The 24073-nt window shown below is 62.4% G+C and carries 27 protein-coding genes; 17 read left to right on the forward strand and 10 right to left on the reverse strand.

The window, feature by feature from the left end; all coding sequences use genetic code 11:
- The first annotated feature begins 133 nt into the window (after positions 1-133).
- The 3 genes from BLT86_RS10055 to BLT86_RS10065 all read left to right on the forward strand — a co-directional run bounded on the left by BLT86_RS10055 (position 134) and on the right by BLT86_RS10065 (position 1944).
- Complete coding sequence (locus BLT86_RS10055) at positions 134-1132, forward strand: AraC family transcriptional regulator (protein WP_039964767.1); 999 nt, start codon at positions 134-136, stop codon at positions 1130-1132.
- Positions 1133-1384: 252 nt separating this feature from the next.
- Positions 1385-1657, forward strand: a complete 273-nt coding sequence (locus BLT86_RS10060; protein WP_003461517.1) for a CopG family ribbon-helix-helix protein — start codon at positions 1385-1387, stop codon at positions 1655-1657.
- Positions 1654-1944, forward strand: a complete 291-nt coding sequence (locus tag BLT86_RS10065; protein WP_092376445.1) for a type II toxin-antitoxin system RelE/ParE family toxin — start codon at positions 1654-1656, stop codon at positions 1942-1944. The genes BLT86_RS10060 and BLT86_RS10065 overlap by 4 nt, the downstream gene beginning before the upstream one ends.
- Positions 1945-2203: 259 nt before the next feature.
- On the opposite strand, the gene BLT86_RS10070 is transcribed toward BLT86_RS10065, so the two are convergent.
- The 4 genes from BLT86_RS10070 to BLT86_RS10085 form a co-directional block, all read right to left on the reverse strand.
- Positions 2204-3586, reverse strand: coding sequence for an ATP-binding protein (locus tag BLT86_RS10070; RefSeq protein WP_092376448.1), 1383 nt, complete (start codon positions 3584-3586; stop codon positions 2204-2206).
- Positions 3583-4260, reverse strand: coding sequence for a response regulator transcription factor (locus BLT86_RS10075; RefSeq protein WP_092376451.1), 678 nt, complete (start codon positions 4258-4260; stop codon positions 3583-3585). The genes BLT86_RS10070 and BLT86_RS10075 overlap by 4 nt, the downstream gene beginning before the upstream one ends.
- A gap of 367 nt (positions 4261-4627) precedes the next feature.
- Complete coding sequence (locus tag BLT86_RS10080) at positions 4628-5233, reverse strand: outer membrane beta-barrel protein (protein ID WP_092376454.1); 606 nt, start codon at positions 5231-5233, stop codon at positions 4628-4630.
- A 112-nt stretch (positions 5234-5345) separates the two neighbouring features.
- Positions 5346-6518 (reverse strand): MFS transporter, encoded by a 1173-nt coding sequence (locus tag BLT86_RS10085; RefSeq protein WP_092376457.1) that lies wholly within the window; start codon positions 6516-6518, stop codon positions 5346-5348.
- 235 nt (positions 6519-6753) lie between these two features.
- Between BLT86_RS10085 and napE the strand changes: the two genes are divergently transcribed.
- Genes napE through BLT86_RS10110 form a run of 5 tightly spaced genes read left to right on the forward strand, consistent with a single transcriptional unit; the run spans position 6754 to position 10816 of the window.
- Positions 6754-6921, forward strand: a complete 168-nt coding sequence (gene napE, locus BLT86_RS10090) for a periplasmic nitrate reductase, NapE protein (RefSeq protein ID WP_039964770.1) — start codon at positions 6754-6756, stop codon at positions 6919-6921.
- 28 nt (positions 6922-6949) lie between these two features.
- A complete protein-coding gene (locus tag BLT86_RS10095; protein WP_092376460.1) occupies positions 6950-7210 on the forward strand; it encodes a chaperone NapD in 261 nt (86 codons plus the stop codon).
- Positions 7207-9711: a nitrate reductase catalytic subunit NapA gene (gene napA / locus BLT86_RS10100; protein WP_092376462.1), complete on the forward strand. Its 2505-nt coding sequence runs from the start codon at positions 7207-7209 to the stop codon at positions 9709-9711. The genes BLT86_RS10095 and napA overlap by 4 nt, the downstream gene beginning before the upstream one ends.
- 11 nt (positions 9712-9722) lie before the next feature.
- Entirely contained in the window at positions 9723-10208 is a 486-nt protein-coding gene (locus BLT86_RS10105) for a nitrate reductase cytochrome c-type subunit (RefSeq protein WP_092376465.1), read from the forward strand.
- A gap of 11 nt (positions 10209-10219) precedes the next feature.
- A complete protein-coding gene (locus tag BLT86_RS10110; RefSeq protein ID WP_074860673.1) occupies positions 10220-10816 on the forward strand; it encodes a cytochrome c3 family protein in 597 nt (198 codons plus the stop codon).
- A gap of 42 nt (positions 10817-10858) precedes the next feature.
- On the opposite strand, the gene BLT86_RS10115 is transcribed toward BLT86_RS10110, so the two are convergent.
- Entirely contained in the window at positions 10859-11335 is a 477-nt protein-coding gene (locus BLT86_RS10115; protein WP_092376468.1) for a TlpA disulfide reductase family protein, read from the reverse strand.
- Between the two features lie 30 nt (positions 11336-11365).
- Here BLT86_RS10115 and BLT86_RS10120 point away from each other — a divergent pair, with 30 nt between their 5' ends.
- The gene (locus tag BLT86_RS10120) at positions 11366-12772 is read left to right on the forward strand and encodes a hypothetical protein (protein WP_003461529.1); all 1407 of its coding nucleotides are present in this window, start codon (positions 11366-11368) and stop codon (positions 12770-12772) included.
- A 114-nt stretch (positions 12773-12886) separates the two neighbouring features.
- Positions 12887-13279 (forward strand): hypothetical protein, encoded by a 393-nt coding sequence (locus BLT86_RS10125; RefSeq protein WP_003461530.1) that lies wholly within the window; start codon positions 12887-12889, stop codon positions 13277-13279.
- A 48-nt stretch (positions 13280-13327) separates the two neighbouring features.
- On the opposite strand, the gene BLT86_RS26090 is transcribed toward BLT86_RS10125, so the two are convergent.
- Together BLT86_RS26090 and BLT86_RS10135 are read right to left on the reverse strand one after the other, a co-directional pair.
- The gene (locus BLT86_RS26090; protein WP_082065088.1) at positions 13328-13528 is read right to left on the reverse strand and encodes a hypothetical protein; all 201 of its coding nucleotides are present in this window, start codon (positions 13526-13528) and stop codon (positions 13328-13330) included.
- Between the two features lie 225 nt (positions 13529-13753).
- Positions 13754-14971 carry a YihY family inner membrane protein gene (locus BLT86_RS10135; RefSeq protein WP_092376471.1) on the reverse strand — a complete coding sequence of 406 codons (1218 nt, stop codon included), beginning with the start codon at positions 14969-14971 and terminating at the stop codon, positions 13754-13756.
- Between the two features lie 142 nt (positions 14972-15113).
- On the opposite strand from BLT86_RS10135, the gene arsC reads away from it, so the two are divergent.
- From arsC to BLT86_RS10150, 3 genes are read left to right on the forward strand one after another with little or no spacing between them, the layout of a single operon-like run.
- Complete coding sequence (gene arsC, locus BLT86_RS10140; RefSeq protein ID WP_092380392.1) at positions 15114-15467, forward strand: arsenate reductase (glutaredoxin); 354 nt, start codon at positions 15114-15116, stop codon at positions 15465-15467.
- Positions 15464-16060 carry an NAD(P)H:quinone oxidoreductase gene (gene wrbA, locus BLT86_RS10145; protein WP_045735176.1) on the forward strand — a complete coding sequence of 199 codons (597 nt, stop codon included), beginning with the start codon at positions 15464-15466 and terminating at the stop codon, positions 16058-16060. Before arsC ends, wrbA begins: the two co-directional genes overlap by 4 nt.
- 2 nt (positions 16061-16062) lie before the next feature.
- Complete coding sequence (locus BLT86_RS10150; RefSeq protein WP_003461538.1) at positions 16063-16470, forward strand: DUF2069 domain-containing protein; 408 nt, start codon at positions 16063-16065, stop codon at positions 16468-16470.
- 96 nt (positions 16471-16566) lie between these two features.
- Here the strand turns inward: BLT86_RS10150 and hda are convergent, their stop codons facing one another.
- The 3 genes from hda to BLT86_RS10165 form a co-directional block, all read right to left on the reverse strand.
- On the reverse strand, positions 16567-17271 hold the full coding sequence (hda, locus tag BLT86_RS10155; RefSeq protein WP_084342008.1) for a DnaA regulatory inactivator Hda: 705 nt from the start codon (positions 17269-17271) through the stop codon (positions 16567-16569).
- On the reverse strand, positions 17268-18350 hold the full coding sequence (locus BLT86_RS10160) for an AI-2E family transporter (RefSeq protein ID WP_003461542.1): 1083 nt from the start codon (positions 18348-18350) through the stop codon (positions 17268-17270). Before BLT86_RS10160 ends, hda begins: the two co-directional genes overlap by 4 nt.
- A 73-nt stretch (positions 18351-18423) precedes the next feature.
- Positions 18424-19464 (reverse strand): DUF2066 domain-containing protein, encoded by a 1041-nt coding sequence (locus tag BLT86_RS10165; RefSeq protein WP_092376474.1) that lies wholly within the window; start codon positions 19462-19464, stop codon positions 18424-18426.
- A gap of 245 nt (positions 19465-19709) precedes the next feature.
- On the opposite strand from BLT86_RS10165, the gene purM reads away from it, so the two are divergent.
- From purM to BLT86_RS10185, 4 genes are all read left to right on the forward strand, one after another.
- Complete coding sequence (gene purM, locus BLT86_RS10170) at positions 19710-20768, forward strand: phosphoribosylformylglycinamidine cyclo-ligase (protein ID WP_003461545.1); 1059 nt, start codon at positions 19710-19712, stop codon at positions 20766-20768.
- Positions 20768-21412, forward strand: coding sequence for a phosphoribosylglycinamide formyltransferase (gene purN, locus BLT86_RS10175; protein ID WP_092376477.1), 645 nt, complete (start codon positions 20768-20770; stop codon positions 21410-21412). Before purM ends, purN begins: the two co-directional genes overlap by 1 nt.
- 8 nt (positions 21413-21420) lie before the next feature.
- Positions 21421-22137, forward strand: a complete 717-nt coding sequence (locus BLT86_RS10180; protein ID WP_003461549.1) for a DUF3108 domain-containing protein — start codon at positions 21421-21423, stop codon at positions 22135-22137.
- Positions 22138-22277: 140 nt separating this feature from the next.
- Positions 22278-23440 (forward strand): IS3 family transposase gene (locus BLT86_RS10185; RefSeq protein ID WP_086005911.1). Its coding sequence is split into 2 segments (ribosomal slippage): positions 22278-22533 and positions 22533-23440, totalling 1164 coding nucleotides; the frame shifts between segments, so codons are not numbered across the junction.
- The last annotated feature ends 633 nt before the right edge of the window (positions 23441-24073 follow it).

Below are 24073 nucleotides of genomic sequence, written 5' to 3' on the forward strand. Positions count from 1 at the left end.
TGAGGTTAAGGGCCGCCCCGCCGCCCCTCAATGACCCATGCGCTCAGCCTCGGTTGACCCAATCGCTCGGTTGGCTTGCCCTGGCTGGGAGCAACTGCCTACCATCGACCACCCTCGATTTCGGAAACCCAGCATGCGCGAACGCACCATTGCCAGCCACTTCGTCCGCGCCGCCCTGCGCGGTGCGGACCGCCACGGCCTGGCCTGCGACCCGATACTGCGCCAGGCTGGCATCCAGAGCGCCGTGCTGGTCGAGCCGCGCGCACGCATCGCCCCGGAGCAATTCTCCCGGCTGATGCAACTGCTGTGGGAAGCGCTGGACGACGAATACCTGGGTTTCGGCCGCCAGCCGAGCAAACGCGGCACCTTCGCCATGATGAGCCACGCCATCATCCACTGCCGCAGCCTGGAAAAAGCCCTGAGTCGTGGCGCGATGTTCTACGGCCTGTTTCCCGACGCGCCAGGCATCAGCCTGCAACGCGAAGGCGACTGGGCGCGGCTGAGCGTCGACGACAGCACGCTGTGGGATCCGGACCATTTTCTGGTCGAAAGTCTGCTGGTGATCTGGCATCGCCTGGGTAGCTGGCTGATCGGCCAGCGCATCCGCCTGGAAGAAGCCACCTTCGCCTACCCCGAACCCGCGCATGCCGCCGAGTACGAACTGCTGTTCCCCTGCAGCCGGCGCTTTGCCGCCGGACAAACCAGCCTGCTGTTCCACGCCCGCTACCTGGCCATGCCGCTGCTGCAGGACGAACGCACGCTCAAGCAATTCCTCCAACACTCCCCCGCCGATCTGCTGGCCCGTCCCGACGGCGGCGACAGCCTGATCAGCCAGATTCGTCGCCTGCTCGGCCGCGACTGCCGCACCTGGCCGGACCTGGAACAGGTCGCCCAGCACCTGCACACCAGCCCACAAACCCTGCGCCGCCACCTGCGCGAAGAAGGCACCAGCTTCCAGGAACTCAAGGACCACCTGCGCCGCGACCTCGCCATCTACCACCTGGGCCGCGACGAACTGGCGATTCAGGACATCGCCGAACAACTCGGCTTCTCCGAACCCTCGGCCTTTCATCGCGCGTTCAAGAAATGGACGGGGCTGACACCGGGGGCGTATCGGGCACAGGAGGGGTAAGGCAGCATGGCTGCCTGTGCATCGGGCTTCGTGGATGGACAGGTCAGGCGGATATGCACTAGGTTCTGACCCAAGCCTGCTGGCAATGCGCCAGAGGCGATAGGCTTGCCGTTCTTCATGTCGCTTTTCATCCTGGGTGCTGTCGCGGGCGGTTGCAGGAGCTGAGTGCAACACGCGCACTCGCGCGCCGAGCCTGCTTGCCCGCATGAATACTGTGTAATACATTGCATTCAAAAGTATGGAGGCATATCCATGAGCGTCACAACCGTCCGGCTTCAACCGGAACTCGAAGAAAATCTTGGCGCTATGGCCGAGAAGCTTCAGAGAAGTAAAAGTTGGCTTATTAATCAAGCACTTAGAGAGTTCTTTGAGCGCCAGGAGCTAGAGCAGAACCGCTGGCAAGAAACACTGCAAGCGATGGAGTCAGTGGCGCAGGGCCGAGTTGTATCCGGCGAAGCTGTAGCTGCCTGGCTGCAAAGCTGGGGCACCGACAATGAGCTATCCCCACCGAAGGCTGGTCAGTGAGACTGGCCTACTCAGAAAACGCGGTGGCAGACCTCGTTCGCCTGCGCGAATTCATAGCAGAGAACGATCCTCTTGCTGCTGCACGCGTTGCAGCAGAGCTCCTTTCTCGCATCGAGAATCTTGGTCTATATCCAGAAATGGGCCGCGCTGTTGAGCTTGCTCCAAGCCCAAAAGCCATTCGAGACGCAGTTTTCGGAAAATATAGAGTCCGCTATTCAGCCCACACAGAAACTATCGTCATTCTTCGTATATGGCACCATAACGAAGACCGTACACCAAGCACCTAACAACTGACATGGACTCTGCCCACAAGCAGTGAGCAAAGCCTTGCTTTGGCACCTATCGCCAGCGCGATGACATGCGTATATCCGGCCTGTTCTGAGCCTTTGCGCCCTGGCCATTCCGTAGTTCGCGCAGCGAGGGCGAAGCGTTCAATCGATCAGGGCATCACACTTGGTATCGACCTTGTTCCGCTGCAGGACTCGCCTGGTCCGGCAGCGGTTCTGTTCCGTACAAGAATCGGAAGAACATGCCTGACAGCAAGGCTCAGTCGTACAACCGCACCCTGAAACAGGCGCCGCCCAGTTCCGAATCTACCAGGCTCAGCTCGCCGTCGTAGCTGTCGACGATATCTTCCACCACCGCCAGGCCGATGCCCTGTCCCGGGTTCTGTGCATCCAGTCGTTCGCCGCGCTGCAGTACCCGCTCACGCTGGTGCGGGGGCACGCCGGGGCCGTCGTCTTCGATGGTCAGCAGGCAGCCGTCGGTCAGGGGTTGCAGCCTCACGCGCACCTGTTGCAGGCACAGGCGGTAGGCGTTTTCCAGCAGGTTGCCAAGCAGTTCCATCAGCGCGCCACGTTCCATGGTGATCTGGCTGTGCGCGGGCACGTCCAGGGTCGCTTCGACGCGCTTGTCGCGATAGACCTTGTCCAGCGAGCGGCACAGGCTATCGAGCAGCGGCCAGACCTGTTCGCGATGACGCACCAGGCCGCTGCGGCGCAGGCTGGCGCGTTGCAGTTGATAGCCGATCTGCTGGCTCATGCGTTCGATCTGCGCCTGCATCAGTTGCGCCTGCTCGCGATTGTCGGGCTGCACAGCCAGGCTTTCGCCAATGCCCTGCAGCACGCTGAGCGGGGTTTTCAGGCTGTGGGCGAGGTCTTCCAGCGAGTCGCGGTAGCGCTCGCGCTGACGCCGTTCGCTGTCGAGCAGGCGGTTGAGGGAGTTGGTCAGGCGCAGCAGTTCGCGCGGGTGTTCGTCACTCAGGCGCTGGCGGGTGCCGGCCTCTACGCCGTCGAGCTCGTCGCTGAGGCCACGCAGGCTGCGAAAGCCCCAGGTCAGGCCGAACCAGAGCAGCCCCAGCAGCACCAGCAGGGCGATGCCCAGCCACAGGCGCAACTGCCAGGCGAAACCATTGAACAGCCCCTGGTATTCGCGGGTCGGTTGCATGGTAACGATGCTCAGGGCGGTGCTGTCGCCACGCAGCAGGTCCACTTCAACGTCATAGACAAAATATTCCTCACCATTTTCGTCATGGATGCGCATGAATTCGTGACCGCGCCCGTCGTAGCGCGGCAGGTAACGCACCTGTTCGTCGGTGGAGGAGCGTGAGCGCCAGAGCATCTGGCCGTCCCGGTCGAAGATGAAGCCCAGCAGGTGGGAATCGAGGTTGTCGAATTCTTCGTCCGGCATCTTCTCCGGCATGCTCAAGCGGCCGCCATCGATGCGCGCGGCGAATATCAGCGCAGCCGCGTCGGAGGCCAGACGCTTTTCGATGGTCTGCTCCAGGGCCATAAGAAACACGCCCTGCAGCACTGGCATCAACAGCAGCATGAACAGCATCGCCAGCGCCGCGCTGGCCAGCATCAAACGCAGCCGCAGGGAGGCGAAACGCATACGCAGCTTGCGTAGAACGGCGCGCGCTCGACTCACTTGCAGCGCTCGTTGAACATGTAGCCCTGGCCACGCACGGTTTCTATCGGTTTGCCGCCCAGCACGGACTCCAGCTTGCGCCGCAGACGACCTACCAGCACTTCTATGACGTTGGGATCACGCTCGTCGTCGCCCGGATAGAGCTGTTCCATCAGGCGCTCCTTGGCCACCACCTGCTGGTGATGCAGCATCAGGTATTCAAGGATGCGGTACTCGTAGGCGGTCAGTTGCAGCGATTGCTCATCCACCGTGGCCTGCTTGCGGTTGAGGTTCAGCACCAGGGAACCGGCCTCGATGGTCGATTTGGTGAAGCCGGATGAGCGGCGCAGCAGCGCGTTGAGGCGCGCCTCCAGCTCTTCGAACTGGAAGGGTTTGACCACGTAGTCGTCGGCGCCGCAGGACAGCCCTTCGACCTTGTCCTGCCAGTTGCCGCGCGCGGTGAGGATCAGGATCGGAAAGTTCTTGTCCTGGCTGCGCAGCTCGCGGATCAGGTCGATACCGCTCATGCCGGGCAGGCCGAGGTCGACCAGGGCCAGGTCATGATTGAAGGACTCAGCGCGGTACAGGGCTTCTTCGGCGGTGCGCACGGCATCCACCACATGCCCGTTTTCACTGAGGCGAGTGAACAGATGGTGACGTAGCAGCGACTCATCCTCCACCACCAGCAATTTCATCAGACTTCCCCTTTTTAAGTGGCTATGTCCCTGTTAACTGTTGCTAGGGTTCCAAGGAAGGCCGGGAGCCTTGTAGGGTGGGCTTTAGCCCACGCCAACCACCGTTGGTGGGCTAAAGCCCACCCTACGGGCCTTTGCACCCACTCCCAACACTTAGCGCAGACATAGCCTTTTAAGTTGTACGAAGGCCGGGCAAATCAGTCAGCGTGAAAACTACTGCGCTCGGCCATGCTGCGTTAAAACCCGGCTCAGAATGCTCATTTACAAGTCGTAAACTGCGCTTCTTCGCCGGCTTTTGCCTTGCCTGACCTTCGCTCGCTACGTTTTCACTCGGACTGATGCCCGGCCTGGTAACGCTAAGCCACCTTTAGAAGGCGAAGTTGGCACCCAGGTAGAGCTGCGAACTGCTGTGCAGATCCAGCGACCCGACCTTGCCTGCACCATGCGGCGCCATTTCCGTGCTGGCATTGGTACGCAGGTAACGATAGCCGGCTTCGATCGAGGTGTTGCTGTTCAGTTCCTGCAGAATACCGGCCTGCAGGCCTGCGGCAAAACCGATGTCACTGTCACGGGAGAAGCCACGGCTCTCCTGCTCGAGCTTGACCAGACCGGCGGTTACACCACCGAACAGCTTGGTGTTGTTGCTACCCAGCGGGACGAACATGTCGTAGCTGCCGAGCAGATTCTGCTGACGCAGTTTGTAGCCATTGTGACTGCCGGAGACATTCTCGTAAGTCGCGTAGTAGCGACCATCGGCGGTCTTCTGGCCGGCGCGGACACCCCAGGTGCCCTCGCCATTGATCACTTTGTCCAACTTGGGGTTGCCGAGGTTGGCATTCAGCGCGCTGGATTTCTGGATGTTGTTGTCAGTCTGACCCCAGGTCAGGCCGACGAAATTGTCGTTGGCCTGGGCAGCGCTTGCACCCAGGGCCAAGCAGGTAGCGAAGGCGATACGGTTCAGGGTGATTTTCATGGCGTCATTCCTCTCGTTGTGGTTTTGATCAACCTGGCAACGAGTCTGCCGGAAGACGACTGAATCCCCGCTGAACCCTCCTTGAACCTGCGCTGAACAAGCGGCAAACAGCCTAGATACGCCGTACCAGAGCGCTGGCGAGGATAAATAACGAAGCCAGAACGCCGAGTAACGCCAGCCAGCCGGCGTGCTCCCAGACATAACCACCAACATAGCCCACCAGGCTGGAACCGAGGTAATAGGCACACAGGTACAGCGCCGAGGCCTGCGCCTTGGCCCCCTGTGCATGAATACCGACCTGCCCGCTGGCTACCGCATGAGCAGCGAAGAAACCCAGGGTGAACAGCGCCAGCCCCACCACCGCAGCGCTCAACCACGGCGCAGCGCACAGGGCTACCCCCAGCAGCATCAGGCCGATGCCGCCATTGAGCACCTGACGCGCGCCAAAGCGTGGCACCAGGCGCCCGGCCCAACCGGCACTGAAGATGCCCAGCAGGTATACGGTGAACAACAGGCCGATGACCGTCGCCGACAGGTTGAATGGTTCTCCGGCCAGACGGAAACCGACATAGTTGAACAGCGCAACGAAGCCGCCCATGAGCAGGAAGGCCAGAGCGAACAGCACGCGCAGATGCGGGTTGCTCAGGTGCAGGGCGAAGTTGCGCAACAGGCCGCGCAAAGACAACGGCTGGGCGGTGAAATGCCGCGACGGCGGCAGCAACCAGAGAAATAGCGCCAACGCCAACAGGCCGAGCCCGGCAATGCCGCCAAGGGCCCAGGGCCAACCGCCCAGGTCACTGAGCAGGCCGGCCAGCAGGCGCCCGAGCAGACCGCCCAGCGCCGTACCGCCGATATACAGCCCCATCGCCGCCGGTAGCGCTTCAGGGTCGAACTCCTCACCAACGTAGGCCATGGCCAGCGCCGGCAAACCGCTCAACGCCAGCCCCAGCAGCGCACGCAAAATCAGCAGGCTGCTCCACTGTTCCACCAGCGCGCAGGCGATCCCCAGTAGCGCGGCCAGACCCAGCGCCGCGACCATCACCGGCTTGCGCCCCCAGCTCTCGGCCAGTGCACCGGATACCAGCAGGCACAGGGCCAGGCTCAGCGTGGTCAGCGAAAGCGCCAGGCTGCTGCTGGCCGCAGACACGCGAAAGTGCGCGGCCAACAACGGCAGCAGGGGTTGCACGCAGTAAAGCATGGCGAAGGTGGCGAAACCGGCGCAGAACAGCGCCAGGGTGGCACGCCGATAACCGGCGCTGCCACGGCTCAGATGAGTCACGGACATGGATGGACTGGCTCACGAAGCTGGATGCAAGCGATAGCCGGAACATGCCGCAAGACCGAACCGGGTGACGCCTGCAGGTGAATGAAACCAGACGAAATATTAGCACGCTATCGATAATCGCGAGCACGTGCCATTACCGCTCGTACAATTCCTTTTCCTTGATCCAGCTCAACAGACTTTGCTCTTACTAATGTTAGGGTCTAGCCTTAATTGCGAACGCAACGGAGAAGAGCGAATGGCTACCCCGCCCGAGCGCAGCGCCATGAAAGGCAAGGAAACTCGCCTGTTCGTCTTTCTCGTGGTCTGCCTGTTCCCCATCCTTTCGGTCGCGCTGGTCGGCGGCTACGGATTCATCATCTGGTTCATGCAGATGCTACTCGGCCCACCTGGCCCACCCACCTGATCCTTCCTCACCTACGGAGCCACGGAACATGGCCGCCTCTATGCATATTTCCAGTCTGCTGGTGCACGTACGGCCCGAATGGCTGGCTGCGGTGAAAGCCAACCTGCGCCAGCTGCAAGGCCTCGAACTGCATCAGGAAAGCCCGCAAGGCAAGCTGGTGGTGGTGCTGGAAACCGAACACGAGCGCCACATCCTCGCCCGCCTCGAACAGATCAACGCGTTGCCAGGCGTGCTCAATGCCGCTCTGGTTTACCACGAACTCCTCGACACAGAAGGAGACTCAGAATGAAGCTTTCCCGCCGTGAATTTGCCAAGGCCAACGCTGCTGCCATTGCCGCCGCTGCCGCCGGTCTGCCGTTGGTGACGACCGCCAGCAACCTGATCACCGAAGCGGACATGACCCGCCTGGACTGGAACAAGGCGCCCTGCCGCTTCTGCGGTACCGGCTGCAGCGTGATGGTCGCCACCCGCGACAACCGCGTGGTGGCCACCCACGGCGACGTCAAGGCCGAGGTCAATCGCGGCCTGAACTGCGTCAAGGGCTACTTCCTGTCGAAAATCATGTACGGCGTCGACCGCCTCAACCAACCGCTGCTGCGCATGAAGAATGGCGTGTACGACAAGCAGGGTGAATTCCAGCCGGTGAGCTGGGAGCAGGCCTTCGACATCATGGAACAGAAGACCAAGGAGGCGCTGCGCGAGCATGGCCCCGAGGCCGTCGGCATGTTCGGTTCAGGGCAATGGACGGTGTGGGAAGGCTACGCCGCCAACAAGCTGATGAAGGCCGGTTTCCGCTCCAACAACATCGACCCCAACGCGCGCCACTGCATGGCTTCGGCGGTGATGGGCTTCATGCGTACCTTCGGCATGGACGAGCCGATGGGCTGCTACGACGACATCGAGGCCGCCGACGCCTTCGTGCTGTGGGGCTCGAACATGGCCGAAATGCACCCCATCCTCTGGAGCCGGGTCACTGATCGTCGCCTCAGCCATCCGAACACCAAGGTCGCCGTGCTGTCCACCTTCGAGCACCGCAGCTTCGACCTGGCCGATATCCCGCTGGTGTTCAAACCGCAGACCGACCTGCTGATCCTCAACTACATCGCCAACCACATCATCGAAAGCGGCGCGGTGAACAAGGACTTCGTCGGCAAACACACCAAGTTCGCCCGCGGCGCCGACGACATCGGCTACGGCCTGCGCGCCGACAACCCGCTGGAGATGCAGGCAAAGAACGCGGCCAAGGCCAATACCTGGGAGGACATGTCCTTCGAGCAGTTCGCCGCCTTCGTCAAACCCTACACCCTGGAGCGCACCGCCCGGGAAAGCGGCGTGGCGGCCGAGCGCCTCAAGGCCTTGGCCGAGTTGTATGCCGACCCCAAGCGCAAGGTCATGTCGTTCTGGACCATGGGCTTCAACCAGCACACCCGTGGCGTCTGGGCCAACAACCTGATCTACAACCTGCACCTGCTCACCGGCAAGATCAGCGAGCCGGGCAACAGCCCCTTCTCCCTCACCGGCCAACCATCGGCCTGCGGCACCGCGCGCGAGGTGGGCACTTTCTCTCATCGTCTGCCCGCCGACATGCTGGTGGCCAACCCCAAACACCGTGCAACTGCCGAGAAGATCTGGAAGCTGCCGGCCGGCACCATCCAGGAAAAACCCGGTTTTCATGCCGTGGAGCAGAGCCGCAAACTCAAGGACGGCGTACTCAAGGTCTACTGGACCCAGGTCAGCAACAACATGCAGGCCGGCCCCAACGTGATGCAGGAGATCCTCCCCGGTTGGCGCAACCCGCAGGCCTTCGTCATCGTCTCCGATGTCTACCCCACCGTCTCGGCCCAGGCTGCCGACCTGATCCTGCCCAGCGCCATGTGGGTGGAGAAGGAAGGCGCCTACGGCAATGCCGAGCGCCGCACGCAGTTCTGGCATCAACTGGTCAAGGCACCGGGCGAGGCCAAGTCTGACCTGTGGCAACTGGTGGAATTTTCCAAGCGCTTTACCACCGACGAAGTCTGGCCTGCCGAACTGCTGGCCAAGGCCCCGGAATACAAGGGCAAGACGCTGTACCAGGTGCTGTTCGCCAACGGCCAGGTCGACCAGTTCCCCCGCGAACAGATCGAGGCCGGCTATGCCAACGACGAGGCCGAAGCATTCGGCTTCTATTTGCAGAAGGGCTTGTTCGAGGAATACGCCCAGTTCGGTCGCGGCCATGCCCATGACCTGGCGCCCTTCGACAGCTATCACGCCGAGCGTGGCCTGCGCTGGCCGGTGGTTGACGGCAAGGAAACGCGCTGGCGCTATCGCGAAGGCCTCGACCCCTACGTGGAAAAAGGCAGCGGCGTGCAGTTCTACGGCTACCCGGACAAACGTGCGCTGATCTTCGCCCTGCCCTATGAGCCACCAGCGGAGGCACCGGATGACGACTTCCCGTTCTGGCTCAGCACCGGCCGCGTGCTCGAACACTGGCACACCGGCAGCATGACCCAGCGCGTCGAGGAGCTGCACGGCGCCGTGCCCGATGCCCTGGTGTACATGCACCCGGACGATGCCAAGGCACTAAAGGCGCGACGCGGCAGCGAGGTCAAGGTGATCAGCCGTCGTGGGGAAATCCGCGCGCGCATCGAAACCCGTGGTCGCAACAAGCCGCCGCGTGGCCTGGTGTTCGTGCCCTTCTTCGACGCCAACAAACTGATCAACAAGGTCACCCTGGACGCCACCGACCCGATCTCCAAGCAGACCGACTACAAGAAGTGTGCGGTGAAGATCGAACTGGTCAGCCTGGCCTGAGGAGAACCGTCATGACTCTGCGTTTTCTGCCTCTGTTACTGCTCGCCGCCTTTGGTCTGGCCATCGCCGGCGAGCTCAATTACCCACTCGACGCACCGGCACCGGACGGTCGCCGCCCTGGCGGCACCCTGAGCCAGAGCCTACCGGCGCCCGTGCTCGGCAATGAAGAGAACAAGGATATCAAGCGCGAGCGCAATTACCCCGAGCAGCCGCCGACCATCCCGCACAGCATTCGCGGCTATCAGGTCGACGCCAACGGCAACAAGTGCCTGACCTGCCACAGCCGCGCCGGCAGCGCCCGCAGCCAGGCGCCGATGATCAGCATCACTCATTACATGGATCGTGACGGTCAGGCCCTGGCGGCGGTTTCACCTCGGCGCTATTTCTGTACCCAGTGCCACGTCACCCAGCAGGAAGTCAAACCTCTGGTCGGCAACGCCTTCCGCAATATCGACCAGTTGCTCGGCGACGAAGCAGCCGGCACGGCAAAACCCTGAGGAGGCCTTTCATGAAGTCGTTAATGGCCCTGCTCAAGGAGTACTGGAGCATCCTGCGCCGCCCAAGCGTGCATTACAGCCTGGGTTTTCTCACGCTTGGCGGCTTCATCGCCGGGATCATTTTCTGGGGCGGTTTCAACACCGCGCTGGAGGCCACCAATACCGAGCAGTTCTGCATCTCCTGCCATGAGATGCGTGACAACGTGTACGTCGAGCTGCAGGACACCATTCACTACAGCAACCGCTCCGGGGTGCGCGCCACCTGCCCGGACTGCCACGTACCGCACCAGTGGACGGACAAGATCGCGCGCAAGATGCAGGCGTCCAAGGAAGTCTGGGGCAAGATCTTCGGCACCATCAGCACCCGCGAGAAGTTTCTGGAAAAGCGCCGCGAACTGGCCGAACACGAATGGGCACGGCTCAAGGCCAACGATTCGCTGGAATGCCGCAACTGCCACAACTTCGACTACATGGACTTCACCAAACAGAGCCCGCGCGCCCGCCAGATGCACTCCAGCGCCCTGGCCAGCGGCGCAGCCACCTGCATCGATTGCCACAAGGGCATCGCCCACCAGCTACCGGACATGAGTGGGGTGCCGGGCTGGTAAGACAGGCACCGCTTGTTCGCGGTGCTCCGCTCTTGCGCTGGTCTATTCGCCGCGCAGGCGTTCGAGGTGTGCGAGCAGCCCGGCGGATGTCTGCTCACCGACCAGACGCTCACGCAGTTTGCCCTCGGCATCGACAATGTAGGTGACCGGCAAGACATCGGTGGGTGGCAGTTCGAAGCGCGCCGCCGGATCCTGCGCCAGCACGGTGAAGCGGATATCGAAGCTGTCCGCCGCACGCTTGAGGTCATCGCCCTGCAAGGCGTCGAAGTTGACGCCAATCACCCGCGCCGACTGGTTTTTCAGCGTTTCTTCCAGTGCGTTGAGCTCGGGAATCTCGGTGCGACACGGCGCGCACCATTCGGCCCAATAATTGATGATCAGCCACTGGCCATCGAGGCTGTCAGCCGTTACCTTTCGTCCATGCTGGTCAAGGCCGAAATCTTCGGCGCAAGCCGTTAGCAGCAAACCGGTGCAGATAACCAAGACAGCCTTGCCGACCTTGCGGAGCCCTAAGCCCATGTACTCGATCCTCGTCCACCCGGGGTTGATATGACGCTGGATGCCCTGCGCCTGGAAGTACCGGACATCCGCGAGGACAACAGTTTATCGCCGGCGGAAATCGCCCAGCGACTCGCGGCTGCTCGCCATCTGGAGCAGGAACATGGCCTGCAACAAGTGCTGGGCCTTTTGTTTTCGCTCAATCGCAGCGCTCTGACCTTACTGGAAAGGCAGCGTGCGCTGCAAAACTTCAGTGACGAGTACCGCCATTACACCAGCCTTGCCAATCGCCAGCATCCGCCAAGCCCTCTATTCGTGCGGTTGTGCGGCGAATTGGCGATCGGTTTCAAACGCCTGCTACTGCAAATTTTGCAGGGTCGCCAGCCGTCGATGCCGCACCTTGCGTGGTGCCTGTACATGGCCCAGCACTTTCTTGCTCAGCAGTTGCTGCGCCACTACCAGCTGTACCAGGAGCCACCTGCAACGCTCTGGCGCGACAGCCACCTGCTGTACTGGATCGGCGAGCATCAGCAGTGCCTGGACGAACCAGTCGCGGCGGCCTTCGAGCCGAAACCGGCCAGCACCCTGCGCGGCCTCTACCAGCAGATGCTGCTCTTGGCCCTGAGCAACCCCTTCCATCTCGATGAAGGCGAATGCCTGACTCTGTTCAGCGCGCTGGCACCTCTGGCGGCGCTGGCCAGGCTGCAAGCCCGGGACGAGGAAGACGATGCCGAAGGCCCGGTAGTCGACCTCAGCGAATCACAGGCTTGCCTCAGTTTCGAACAGCGTATCGAAGGCGAAGCCGCCAACCTGCGCCGCTTCGAACTGGGCGCGCTGCTGATCGCCCTGCATGAGCCGGCACCACTGCAAAGCATGCAGGAACGCCAATTACTCGAACGGGTACGCCAGCACTGGCTGGGCCGCCAGCAACGTCGCCACGAGCGCGCCGAACTGGACGGCCAGTGCAGTCTGGTAGTGGGCCTGCCGGCCATCCATGCGCAGCTGCTGGATAAACTGCCGCAGCGTACCGAGGCGCAGATTCTCGACGCCAGCCCGGGCGGCGCGCGCCTGCTGTGCAACGCCAACGAGGGTGGACAACTGCAGGTCGGGCAACTGGTTCTGCTGCTGACCAATGCCACACCGACCCTGGCACTGGTGCGTTGGCGTCATCTCAATAGCGAAGGCCTGCACCTCGGGCTGCGCTATCTGAAAGGCCTGCCGCGGCCGGTCTGGCTGCGGCGTGCACCCAATGCGCAGACTCACCCTGGCGTACTGCAAAGCACCCCGGCACCGGGCAACGGTTGGCACCACGGCCTGTGGTTGCCCAACGGCCAGTTCAGCTCCGGCGAGCATCTTTGGCTGCAATTGGCCAGCGTGCATAACCAAGCGATTTTGCCGCTGCCCGACAGTAACCTGCAGACCTCATCGGTTACCCGCCACCCGCTACGCCTGGCCTGATATACAAAACTGCGACTCCAGTCACGCGGCCTGTCCGCCGAGTACACAGTTTCGCCAACAGGTGGCTGCTTATAATTCCAGGCACTCAAGTCTCACCCTGCCTGGAATTTCACCATGTCCCAAGCGCAAGACAAGCTGATTGGCTCCGTGCCCTCGCGCATCGTCGACGTCGCTCACCTGCTGGTCACTCCCTACGAGGGGCGCGTGGCCGAATACAACGTCGCCACCTGGCTGCAATTGCCGGGGCTGGCCAACCTGCCGGTATCGCTGCTGGTGAGTTATCGCGACGGGGACAAGCGCCGCGAGGTGAATGTCGACCATGGCAAGGTCAATGCCCATGGCAAGATCCTGCTCTCCGGGATCGCTCGCATGCCAGTGCGGATGAAGATCGAAGACATGCAGGTACGCCTGCGCTCAGCTGTGCCGGCGCAGAGTCTGGTGGTCGAGGAATTCTTCGTTCAAGCCGTCGAATTGGCCAACAGCGAGACCCGCCAGGCCATGGCCTGAACCAGAACGGCAACATCGAACCCCGCGCAGTGACGCGGGGTTTTGCTTTCAGCCAGAGGAAACTCCGGGGCTGGGCGCAGCCCGCGGGATTGAACCGTCAGCGTCTGGCTGCAGGTTTTCGGCAACCACGTGTTCGAGCAGCGACTCCGGCCAACGCGCGAACTCCAGCCCAGTGATTCGGTTGAGCCGCGCCAGCGCTTCCTGCGAATCGCGTCGATGAAGGTGGATTACCCTGTTTTTTACCGTCATTACTGCCTGCGTCCTCAGCGATCCCTGCCCCTGCTGGCAGTTCGATAGCAACTGCTCCTGCAGTAGCTAGAAGCGTGCCAGCCCTTGTACAACGCATTCCTTGGCGCCTACCCCTTGCGTCCAGGCCACGGCAGGACTAGACAACGCCTGAAACTGACGCTTTTTGTCACCCATTTTCGGCGCCTTCTCTCATTCACCGTCGCCCACAATGTCGCGCAAGTTTGCTCAGCCCTTGCCCGGTAACCAATCCGCCAGACTGACTCCGAACTGCTCCTCGCGCTCCGCCTGCAGGCGCTCCAGTCCCTCGCGCAATGCCGGATACCAGGGTTCGTCGAGCTGAGCGGGCAGTTGCGACAAACTCGGTAATGGCCAGGGACTGCACTCGAGCAACTGATGCAGGGAAAAATTGTGCAGATCACGGCACAGCACCCAGCCGCCGCCACTGGCCTTGCAAGCCAGGTGCTCACGCTCGAGAAAGTCCATCACCTGGTTCCACTCGTCTTCCGGCAACCGCCAGCCCGCACGTTGCATGTCGCCATAATGCAGAGCCTCGCCCTTCTGCTGACGTTTGAGCAAAAGCCGCAACACCACCAGCACAATCAGCCCCTTGGGGATAGGCTCGCGGCGCCAGTGCCGCGGTTGCGACAGGCCATATACCAGCTCGGCGCCCAGCAGCACGATCAACCAGGACAGATAGATCCACACCAGAAACAGCGGCACCGTGGCGAAGGCGCCGTAGATCAGGTGATAACCGGGAAAAAGCCGCACATAGAGGCCGAACAGCGCCTTGGCCACTTCGAACAGCACGGCGCTGAACAGGCCGCCCAACAGAGCATGAGACAACGGCACACGAGTGTTGGGGACCGCGGCATACAGCAAGGTAAAGGCCGCGATGCTCGATAACAACGGCGTGAAAGCAAGCAGCGTCTTGGCGCCGATTACTGCATCCGGCCCGGAGATCAGTGACAGCGAGGCGATATAGGTACTGACCGCAAAACCGGCCCCCAGCAGCAGCGGCCCAAGGCTGAGAATCGCCCAGTACAGCAGGAAGCTGGACATCCCGCGGCGTGGCTGGCGTACCCGCCAGATCACGTTGAAGGTCTTCTCGATGGTCACCAGCATCAGGAAGGCGGTAACGGCCAGCAGGCCCACGCCGAACCAGGTCAGCTGCCGCGCCTGGGTGGTGAACTCACGCAGGTATTCCTGCACCGTCTCGCCCGTGGAAGGTACGAAGTTGTTGAAGATGAACCCCTGGATTTCCTCGCCCACGCCCTTGAACGCCGGAATCGCCGACAGCATGGCGAAGGTCACGGTCATCATCGGCACCACGGCGAACAAGGTGGTGTAGGTCAACGCCGCTGCGTTGCCTGCGCCGCGGTTATCCACGAAACGCTGATACAGGCTGAGCCAGAACCCCATCCAGTCCTTCAAACGACGCAGCATGACCTCTCCTTAGCCCTCAAACCTAAACAGACAGACAATGCGCCGCGTAAAAAGGTCGCAGCAAAGCCGCCCCAGCGGTTTGCGTGCATCCGCGCATCAGGCGGTTAGAATAGCCGCCACTTCAAGCCGGATGCGAGCCACCATGACCGACCTGACCCTCTACCACAACCCGCGCTGCTCAAAATCCCGCGCCGCTCTGGAGCTGCTGCAAGCCCGCGGCCTGCAACCGCACGTCGTGCGCTATCTGGAAACGCCACCCAGCGCCAGGGAGCTCAAGAGCCTGCTCGGCAAGCTGGGTATCTCCGCCCGCGACCTGTTGCGTACAGGTGAAGACGAATACAAGGCACTGGGCCTGGCTGACGCCAGCTTGAGCGAAGCTCAGTTGATCGAGGCGATGGTCAAGCATCCCAAGCTGATCGAGCGCCCGATCCTGATCGCTGGCGACAAGGCGGTGATCGGTCGCCCACCGGAAAAAGTGCTGGAGCTGCTGGCATGAGCGCGCCCTACATCCTAGTCCTCTACTACAGCCGTCATGGCGCCACTGCGCAGATGGCCAAACAGATTGCCCGTGGCGTCGAGCTGGCTGGTTTGGAAGCACGCCTGCGCACGGTGCCGGCGGTATCCAGCGAATGCGAGGCCGTTGCGCCGAGCGTGCCGGAGGACGGCGCCATGTACGCCACCCTGGACGACCTGAAGAACTGCTCGGGCCTGGCCCTGGGCAGCCCGACCCGTTTCGGCAACATGGCCGCACCACTCAAGTACTTCATCGATGGCACCAGCAACCTGTGGCTGACCGGCGAACTGGTCGGCAAGCCGGCAGGCGTGTTCACCTCCACCGCCAGCCTGCATGGCGGCCAGGAGACCACCCTACTGTCGATGATGCTGCCTCTGTTGCACCACGGCATGCTGGTCTGCGGCCTGCCCTATAGCGAATCGGCCCTGCTCGAAACCCGCGGCGGTGGTACGCCCTACGGCCCCAGCCACCATGCGGGCGGCGACGGCAAACGCGCGCTGGACGAACATGAAATCGCCCTGTGCCGTGCACTGGGTCAACGCCTGGCGCAAACCGCCAGCAAACTGGAGCGCTGAACGTGGCCCGAGCGAAGAAGCCCCTGCCCAGCCTTGAATGGCTGGAGCCACGGGTCAAACTCAGTCGAGCACTGAGCCTGTTCAGTTTCATCGCCCTGCTGACCCTGCTGCTGGTGTGGAACCTGGCCTTCGCCGATCTGCATGGCGCGCGGGTCGGCGTGGTGCTGGCCATTCAACTGTTGCCACTGGCGCTGCTCGCCCCCGGGATGTTGATGGGCAACGCCCGTGCCCACGCCTGGACCTGCTTCGTCGTCAACATCTACTTCATCCAGGGCGTACTGGCCGCCATCGACCCGGCGCGCGCACTGTTCGGCGCGTTGGAGGCGGTAATCAGCTTCGGCCTGTTCTGCTGCGCCCTGCTCTACACCCGCTGGCGTTTTCAGTACGACCGTAAACTCGCAGGTGAATAAATGTCCTGATGTGGGAGCGAGCTCTGCTCGCGAAGCGCTTGTGCAGCTAAAAATTCGCGAGCAGAGCTCGCTCCAACACATGAACTCCCGAAGCAGCTACCAGCCCAAGGTTTCCTTGAGAAAGGGAATGGTCAGCTTGCGCTGGGCTTGTAGCGAGGCCTGATCCAGGCGTTCCAGCAGCTCGAACAACGCGCTCATACTGCGTTCGCCACGGGTGAGGATGAAGCGGCCGACCTCATCGCTCATCTGCAGGCCACGACGCGAGGCGCGCAGCTGCAGGGCGCGCAGCTTGTCTTCATCGGACAGCTCGTGCAACTGGAAGACCAGCGAAAGGGTCAATCGCGACTTCAGATCGGGCAGTTGAATGGGCAGCTCACGCGGCGACATGGTGCCAGCGAGCAAAAGACGCCGGCCGCTGTCACGCAGACGGTTGAACAGGTGGAACAAACCCTCTTCCCAGTCGCTGCGGCCAGCTACTGCATCGAGATCATCGAGGCAGACCAGCTCGCACAGCTCAAGGTTGTCGAGCAGCTCCGGGCCGTGCTGCACCACTTCGCTGAGCGGCAGATAGACCACCGCCTCGCCACGCTGCTCAAAACGCAGGCAGGCCGCCTGCAGCAAATGGCTGCGCCCGACACCGTCGGCGCCCCACAGGTAGATCAGGCTTTCCGTCCAGCCGGCATCGGCTTCGCACAGACGCTCGACATAGCCGAGCGCAGCGGCATTGGCGCCGGGGTAGTAGTTGGCGAAGGTGGCGTCATCACGCAGACGCACCCCCAAGGGAAGCTGGATGGGTTTCATGTGGGGGGCTCGTGGGAACCGCTGCTCTCTCCGTAAAGGCCGGAAAGTTTATACAAATCATGGGCATGGCGCAGCAGAACCATGATCACCGCTGCTACCGGCAAGGCCAACAGCACGCCGGTGAAGCCAAACAGCTGGCCGCCAGCGAGGATGGCGAAGATCACCGCGACCGGGTGCAGGCCGATGCGATCGCCCACCAACATGGGCGTCAGCACCATGCCCTCGAGCATCTGGCCGATCATGAACACCACAGCGATGCCGATCAGGGGATAGGGTTCGAGGCCGAACTGGAACAGCGCGGCGGTCAACGCCGCACCGATGCCGACGATAAAGCCCATATAGGGCACGATGCTCGCCAACCCCGCCAGCACGCCAATCAGCAATCCCAGCTCCAGCCCCACCAGCATCAGGCCCGAGGCATAAATGATGCTCAGCGCCAGCATCACCAGTAGCTGGCCACGCAGGAAGGCGCCGAGCACCTCATGGCATTCGCCTGCCAGCTTGACCACCAACCCCTCGCGTTGACGCGGCAGCAGGCGCCGCACCTGCTCGACCAGCACATCCCAGTCGCGCATCAGGTAAAAGCTCACCACCGGAATCAGCATCAGGTTGCCGAGCCAGGCCAGCAGTGCCAACCCCGAGGATGTCGCCTGGGCCAGTACCGCCTTGAGCACGTCGGTGGTCTTGCCAATGTTGTCGGTAAAGACCTGCTTGAGTTGATCGACCTGCAGCAGGTCATCCTGCAGCCCCAGATGCGACTGCGACCAAGGCAATGCCGTGCCCTGCAGCCAGTCGATCACCTCCGGCGCCAGTTGATACAAACGCACCAGTTGCCGCCCCAGCATCGGCACCAGCACCAGCACGAGAACCAGCAGCACCAGCGCAAACAGGGTGAACACCACCACCACACCACCGGTACGCGACAAGCGATGCCGCTCGAGACGGTCGACCAGCGGGTCGCCCATGTAGGCCAACAGGATACCGATCAGGAACGGGGAAAGAATCGGGTGCAACAGGTACAGCAGCCAGCCGAGCAGAAACAGCCCAGCCATCCATAGCCAGCGGGTGGAATCGGTCATGCTCGCGTCCTCGATGCGAAACGGCGCCAGGAAGGCGCCGCGTAACTGGGCTGTGATCCAGCCGGCGCCAATTCTACCAGCGAAAGCGCAACTGATCGGTGCGCGGTTTCACCTGCGGAGCCTCGGTTGCGCCCGTTTCAGGAGCCTCTACCGGCGCTGCGGCGTCGAGCGGCTCGCTGACTTCCTGCAACTGCCCCAGTGCCAGCTGCGCGCGCAGCTGCTCCGGGCTGGCGCTGACCTGATAGACCAGACGCTGACCGTCGATCTCCTGCAAACGCGCGGCGAAGGGTTCGAGCAAGCGCTCCAGCGCCGCGAAACGCCCCAGGTCAGCACCTTCGATAACCAGCGTCAGGCTGTGCGCCGCGCCAGGCTTGACGACGAACCGCGGCGCCAGGCGCTCGGCCACGGCCAGCAGCACTGCATCGGCCAGCGCAGCCTGATCGGCGCCCTCAGCCTTGCCCTGTTCACGCTCGTCGCCCAGCCACAGGCGCCAGGTCGCCTGCCAACTGCCGCCGCTTTCGGTCGCCTGCACGGCCAGCAAGGCATCGGCGCCATAACGCTCGGAGGCCTCACGTAGCGCCTGTGGATCGTTGGCCAGCAGCACATCGGCATTGCCCAGTGCCTGCTCGCTCAAATCAGCCAGAGGCAAACGCAGCAGCAGGCCGCGGTGCTGAGCCGCCTCGCGCAGCAGCGCCGACGCACTCTGACTCTCGCCGACCAGCTGGCTGCCTTCTGGCGCTTCGTTGAGCCACCAGGTCAGGATCACCGGTCGATTGGCGCCCCACAGGGCCAGGCCAGCCTGACGCAATTGCTGATCGGTGCTGGCCGGATCGAACTCGACCAACAGCGCGTCGCCTTCATAACCGTACTGGCTGACGATCTGTTGCGGATCCTTGCGCAGGCCTTCCAAGCCAGCGCTCTGCAGCGCCTTGGCATCACCGGTCAAGCGCAGCACCAGGGTCTGCAGGGCCTTCTGCATGGCCGCGTCGCGGCTTTCCGGCTGTTGATCCGCCACAGGCTCACGCACCTGGTACAGACCGGCAACCGGCGCGGCCAATGCCGGCAGGCTCAGAAGCGACAGACAGACGAACAGCAGGCGGATGGGCAAACGCATCGGGGGACTCTCGCAAGGGATGGCCGTACGGCGGGCGGGCACAAAGGCCTATACCTTAAACAGCCGCTCAAGCCCCGGCAACCAGAGCCAGCGCCTGCGACGAAGCGCATGCACGCGAGTGGCCGCTACCGGGCAAGCCTGATAAAATCGCGCGCCTTCGCCAGCCGGTACGCGCGCCAGGTTCCCTGAATGAGCCTGCGCCACGTCGGCGCCTACACGAACTCCCCATCCAAAGGCCCGGATCTATGAGCAAGCAACCCTCCATCAGCTACAAGGACGCAGGCGTCGACATCGATGCCGGTGAAGCCCTGGTCGAACGCATCAAAGGCGTCGCCAAGCGCACTGCGCGTCCGGAAGTCATGGGTGGCCTGGGCGGCTTCGGCGCCCTGTGCGAGATCCCGGCCGGCTACAAGCAACCCGTACTGGTGTCCGGCACCGACGGCGTCGGCACCAAACTGCGCCTGGCACTGAACCTGAACAAGCACGACAGCATCGGCCAGGACCTGGTCGCCATGTGCGTCAACGACCTGGTGGTGTGCGGCGCCGAGCCGCTGTTCTTCCTCGACTACTACGCTACCGGCAAGCTCAACGTCGACGTCGCCGCCACCGTGGTCACCGGCATTGGCGCCGGTTGCGAGTTGGCTGGCTGCTCCCTGGTCGGTGGTGAAACCGCGGAAATGCCGGGCATGTACGAAGGCGAAGACTACGACCTGGCCGGCTTCTGCGTTGGCGTGGTGGAAAAGAGCGAAATCATCGACGGCTCCAAGGTCATCACTGGCGACGCGCTGATCGCACTGCCCTCCTCCGGCCCGCACTCCAACGGCTACTCGCTGATCCGCAAGATCATCGAAGTCTCCGGCGCCGACATCAAGCAGGTGCAACTGGATGGCAAGGCCCTGGCCGACCTGCTGATGGCGCCGACCCGTATCTACGTCAAGCCGCTGCTCAAGCTGATCAAGGACACCGGTGCGGTCAAGGCCATGGCCCACATCACCGGCGGCGGCCTGCTGGACAACATCCCGCGTGTGCTGCCGCAAGGCGCCCAGGCGGTGATCGACGTGGCCAGCTGGAATCGTCCGGCGGTGTTCGACTGGCTGCAGGAACAAGGCAACGTCGACGAACATGAAATGCACCGCGTGCTGAACTGCGGCGTCGGCATGGTCATCTGCGTCGCTCAGGATCAGGTCGAAACCGCCCTGGCCAGCCTGCGCTCCAGCGGCGAGCAACCCTGGGTCATCGGCCAGATCACCGAAGCAGCCGAAGGCGCAGCCCAGGTGCAGCTGAACAACCTGAAAGCCCACTGATGCCCTGCAATGTCGTCGTCCTGATCTCCGGGTCAGGCAGCAATCTGCAAGCGCTGATCGACAGCGTCGCCCACGACGGCAATCCGGCCCGCATCGCCGCGGTTATCTGCAACCGCGCCGGTGCCCACGGCCTGGAGCGGGCGAAACAGGCCGGGATCGCCACCGAACTGCTTGATCACAAGCAGTTCGACGGCCGCGAAGCCTTCGATGCCGCCCTGATCCAGGCCATCGATGCCCACCAGCCTGACCTGGTGGTACTGGCCGGTTTCATGCGCATCCTCACGCCTGGCTTCGTTCAGCACTATGCAGGCCGCCTGCTCAATATCCACCCGTCACTGCTGCCCAAGCACAAAGGCCTGCACACTCATCAACGAGCTATCGAAGCCGGCGACAGCGAACACGGCTGCAGCGTGCACTTCGTGACAGAGGAACTCGATGGTGGCCCCCTGGTCGTACAAGCAGTGCTGCCCGTAATGGCCGATGACACGGCCGAAAGCCTGGCCAGCCGCGTACACCAGCAGGAGCACCTGATTTATCCACTGGCGGTGCGCTGGTTTGCCGAAGGCCGCTTGCGTCTTGGCGCCCAAGGCGCAATGCTGGATGACCAGCCGCTGCCTGCCAGCGGCCACCTGATTCGAACCTAGGAGACCCTATGCGTCGCGCCCTGCTGTTCGCCCTGACCCTGTTCGCCCTGCCAGCCCTTGCCGAGGATCTGCAGCCTTTCTCCGCCAGCTACACGGCGGACTGGAAGCAACTGCCGGTCAGCGGCAGCGCCGAACGCAGCCTCAAGCGTGAGGACGACGGCCGCTGGACCCTCAACTTCGAAGCCTCGATGCTGGTTGCCAGCCTTACCGAAGAAAGCACCTTCCGCGTCGACAACGGCGCCCTGCTGCCCTTGACCTACCGCCTCAACCGCAGCGGCCTGGGTAAAGGCAAGAAGGTCGAGCAGGACTTCGACTGGGAGCAGAAACAAGTCATCGGCAATGACCGTGGCGATGCCGTACGCCTCCCGCTCAATCGCGGCCTGCTGGACAAGTCGACCTACCAGGTCGCCCTGCAGCAGGACGTCGCGGCGGGCAAAAAGAGCGTGAGTTACCAGGTGGTCGACGGTGACGAAATCGAAACCTATGACTTCCGTGTACTGGGCGAAGAAGTGGTACGCACCAAGGCTGGCCTGATCGACGCGATCAAGGTCGAGCGCGTGCGTGACCCCACGCAAAGCACCCGCAAGACAGTGCTGTGGTTCGCCAAGGACTGGGGTCACCTGCTGGTGCGCCTGCATCAGGTGGAGACCGACGGCAAGGAATACCAGATCATGCTCAAGGACGGCACCGTCGCCGGCAAGCCGGTCGAAGGTCGTCGCGACTGATTGGCAAGCGCACAAAAAACCGGGCTAATGCCCGGTTTTTTTATGGTTCTTCGCATTCTCGCGGGGAGGATACGCTTGTAGTGGTCTGCTGATTCCGGACACCAATTTAGGCGAAAATCCTCGCCACTAAGAGGTGTTCGATGAGTAAGCAACGACGTACGTTTTCTGCCGAGTTCAAGCGAGAGGCTGCGGTCTTGGTGCTGGATCAAGGCTACAGCCATATCGAGGCCTGCCGTTCGCTGGGCGTCGTGGACTCGGCATTGCGCCGCTGGGTGAAACAGCTCCAAGAAGAGCGCCTCGGCGTCACCCCGAAAAGCAAAGCATTGACTCCCGAACAGCAGAAAATCCAAGAGCTGGAAGCCAGGATCGACCGACTGGAACGGGAGAAAGCGATCCTAAAAAAGGCTACCGCTCTCTTGATGTCGGACGAGTTCAATCGTACGCGCTGATAGACCAGTTGAGTGAGCGGGAGTCGGTGGAAGTGGTCTGTTCAGCCTTCGACGTGGTGCGGTCTTGCTACTACGCCCATCGTCTACGGCGCTGCCGTGTTGATGCGCGCCGCGTTGCACTGCGCAGTCAGGTCAATCAGCTGTTCAACCAGAGTCGAGGATCGGCTGGTAGCCGAAGCATTCTGGGCATGCTGCGTGAGGATGGCGTAAGCATTGGCCGCTTTCGCGTGCGTCGGTTAATGCGCGAGTTGGGCCTGGTCAGCAAACAACCAGGCTCGCATGCGTACAAGCAGGCTACGGTTGAACGGCCAGATATCCCGAACCGGCTGAACCGTGCGTTCGCCACCGAACGACCCAACCAGGTCTGGTGCGGCGATATCACCTACATCTGGGCGCAAGGCCGCTGGAATTACTTAGCGGTGGTGCTGGATCTGCATGCACGACGAGTAATTGGCTGGGCATTCTCCGCCAAGCCGGATACGGAGTTGGTCATCAAGGCGCTGGATATGGCCTACGAGCAACGAGGCAAACCGCAGCAGGTGCTGTTTCATTCCGATCAGGGCAGCCAGTACGCCAGCCGCCTGTTTCGGCAGCGGTTGTGGCGATATCGGATGGAACAGAGCATGAGCCGTCGAGGTAATTGCTGGGACAATTCACCGATGGAGCGGTTGTTCCGGAGTCTGAAGTCGGAGTGGGTTCCGCCGACCGGTTACCTGACAGCTCAGGAGGCTCAGCGGGACATCAGTCATTACCTGATGCACCGCTACAACTGGATCAGGCCACATCAATTCAACGACGGGCTGCCGCCCGCCGCTGCCGAAGAAAAACTTAACCCACTGTCCGGGATGGGTTGACCACTACAGCTTGACACCGGACTGGCAAGTTTGTGTGCGTATTGCTTGCTGACTTAGCACTATCCGTTACCGCGTGCGCTGAGCGTTTGGGTTGCGCCCCTTACGGGCGCCACACCTTTCTTGCTTGCCCAAGAAAGGTGTGCCAAAGAAGGGCACCCCGACATCCGGGTTTCGCTACGCGAAACGTCCCTCGCTCCGGCGCTGCTCCGGGGGCCGGCTTACAAGGGCCATCCATGGCCCTTTAAGCCTTTCGCCGCATCCATGCGGCTCGCTCCCCTACGCAACACCTCCGCTCGGCCTCCTGAAGGGGACCGGGCCGCGAGCTTGCGAAATCTCCGGAAGATCAAAGTCGGCAGCGTTTGGATTTTGCTCTTGAAGCGCGATCTCACAGACGACGTCTAAGTCCCCTTCAGGAGGCCGAGTGGAGTCGCCGTGGAAGGGGTTGAGCGACATGGATGTCGTGAGAGCCACGATGGGCCAGGGATGGCCCTTCGTCGGTGGGCCGCATCCGGTCGGGCCCCTGGAGTGGTGATGGAGCGAGGGAACCCCGGCGCAGCAGGGCGGGGGCGCCTAGCTCGGATGGTGGGGTGCCCTTCTCTTTGGTTACTTTCTCTTGGGCAAGCAAGAGAAAGT

This window comes from Pseudomonas sihuiensis, from assembly GCF_900106015.1.
GTDB classification, from domain to species: Bacteria; Pseudomonadota; Gammaproteobacteria; order Pseudomonadales; family Pseudomonadaceae; genus Aquipseudomonas; species Aquipseudomonas sihuiensis.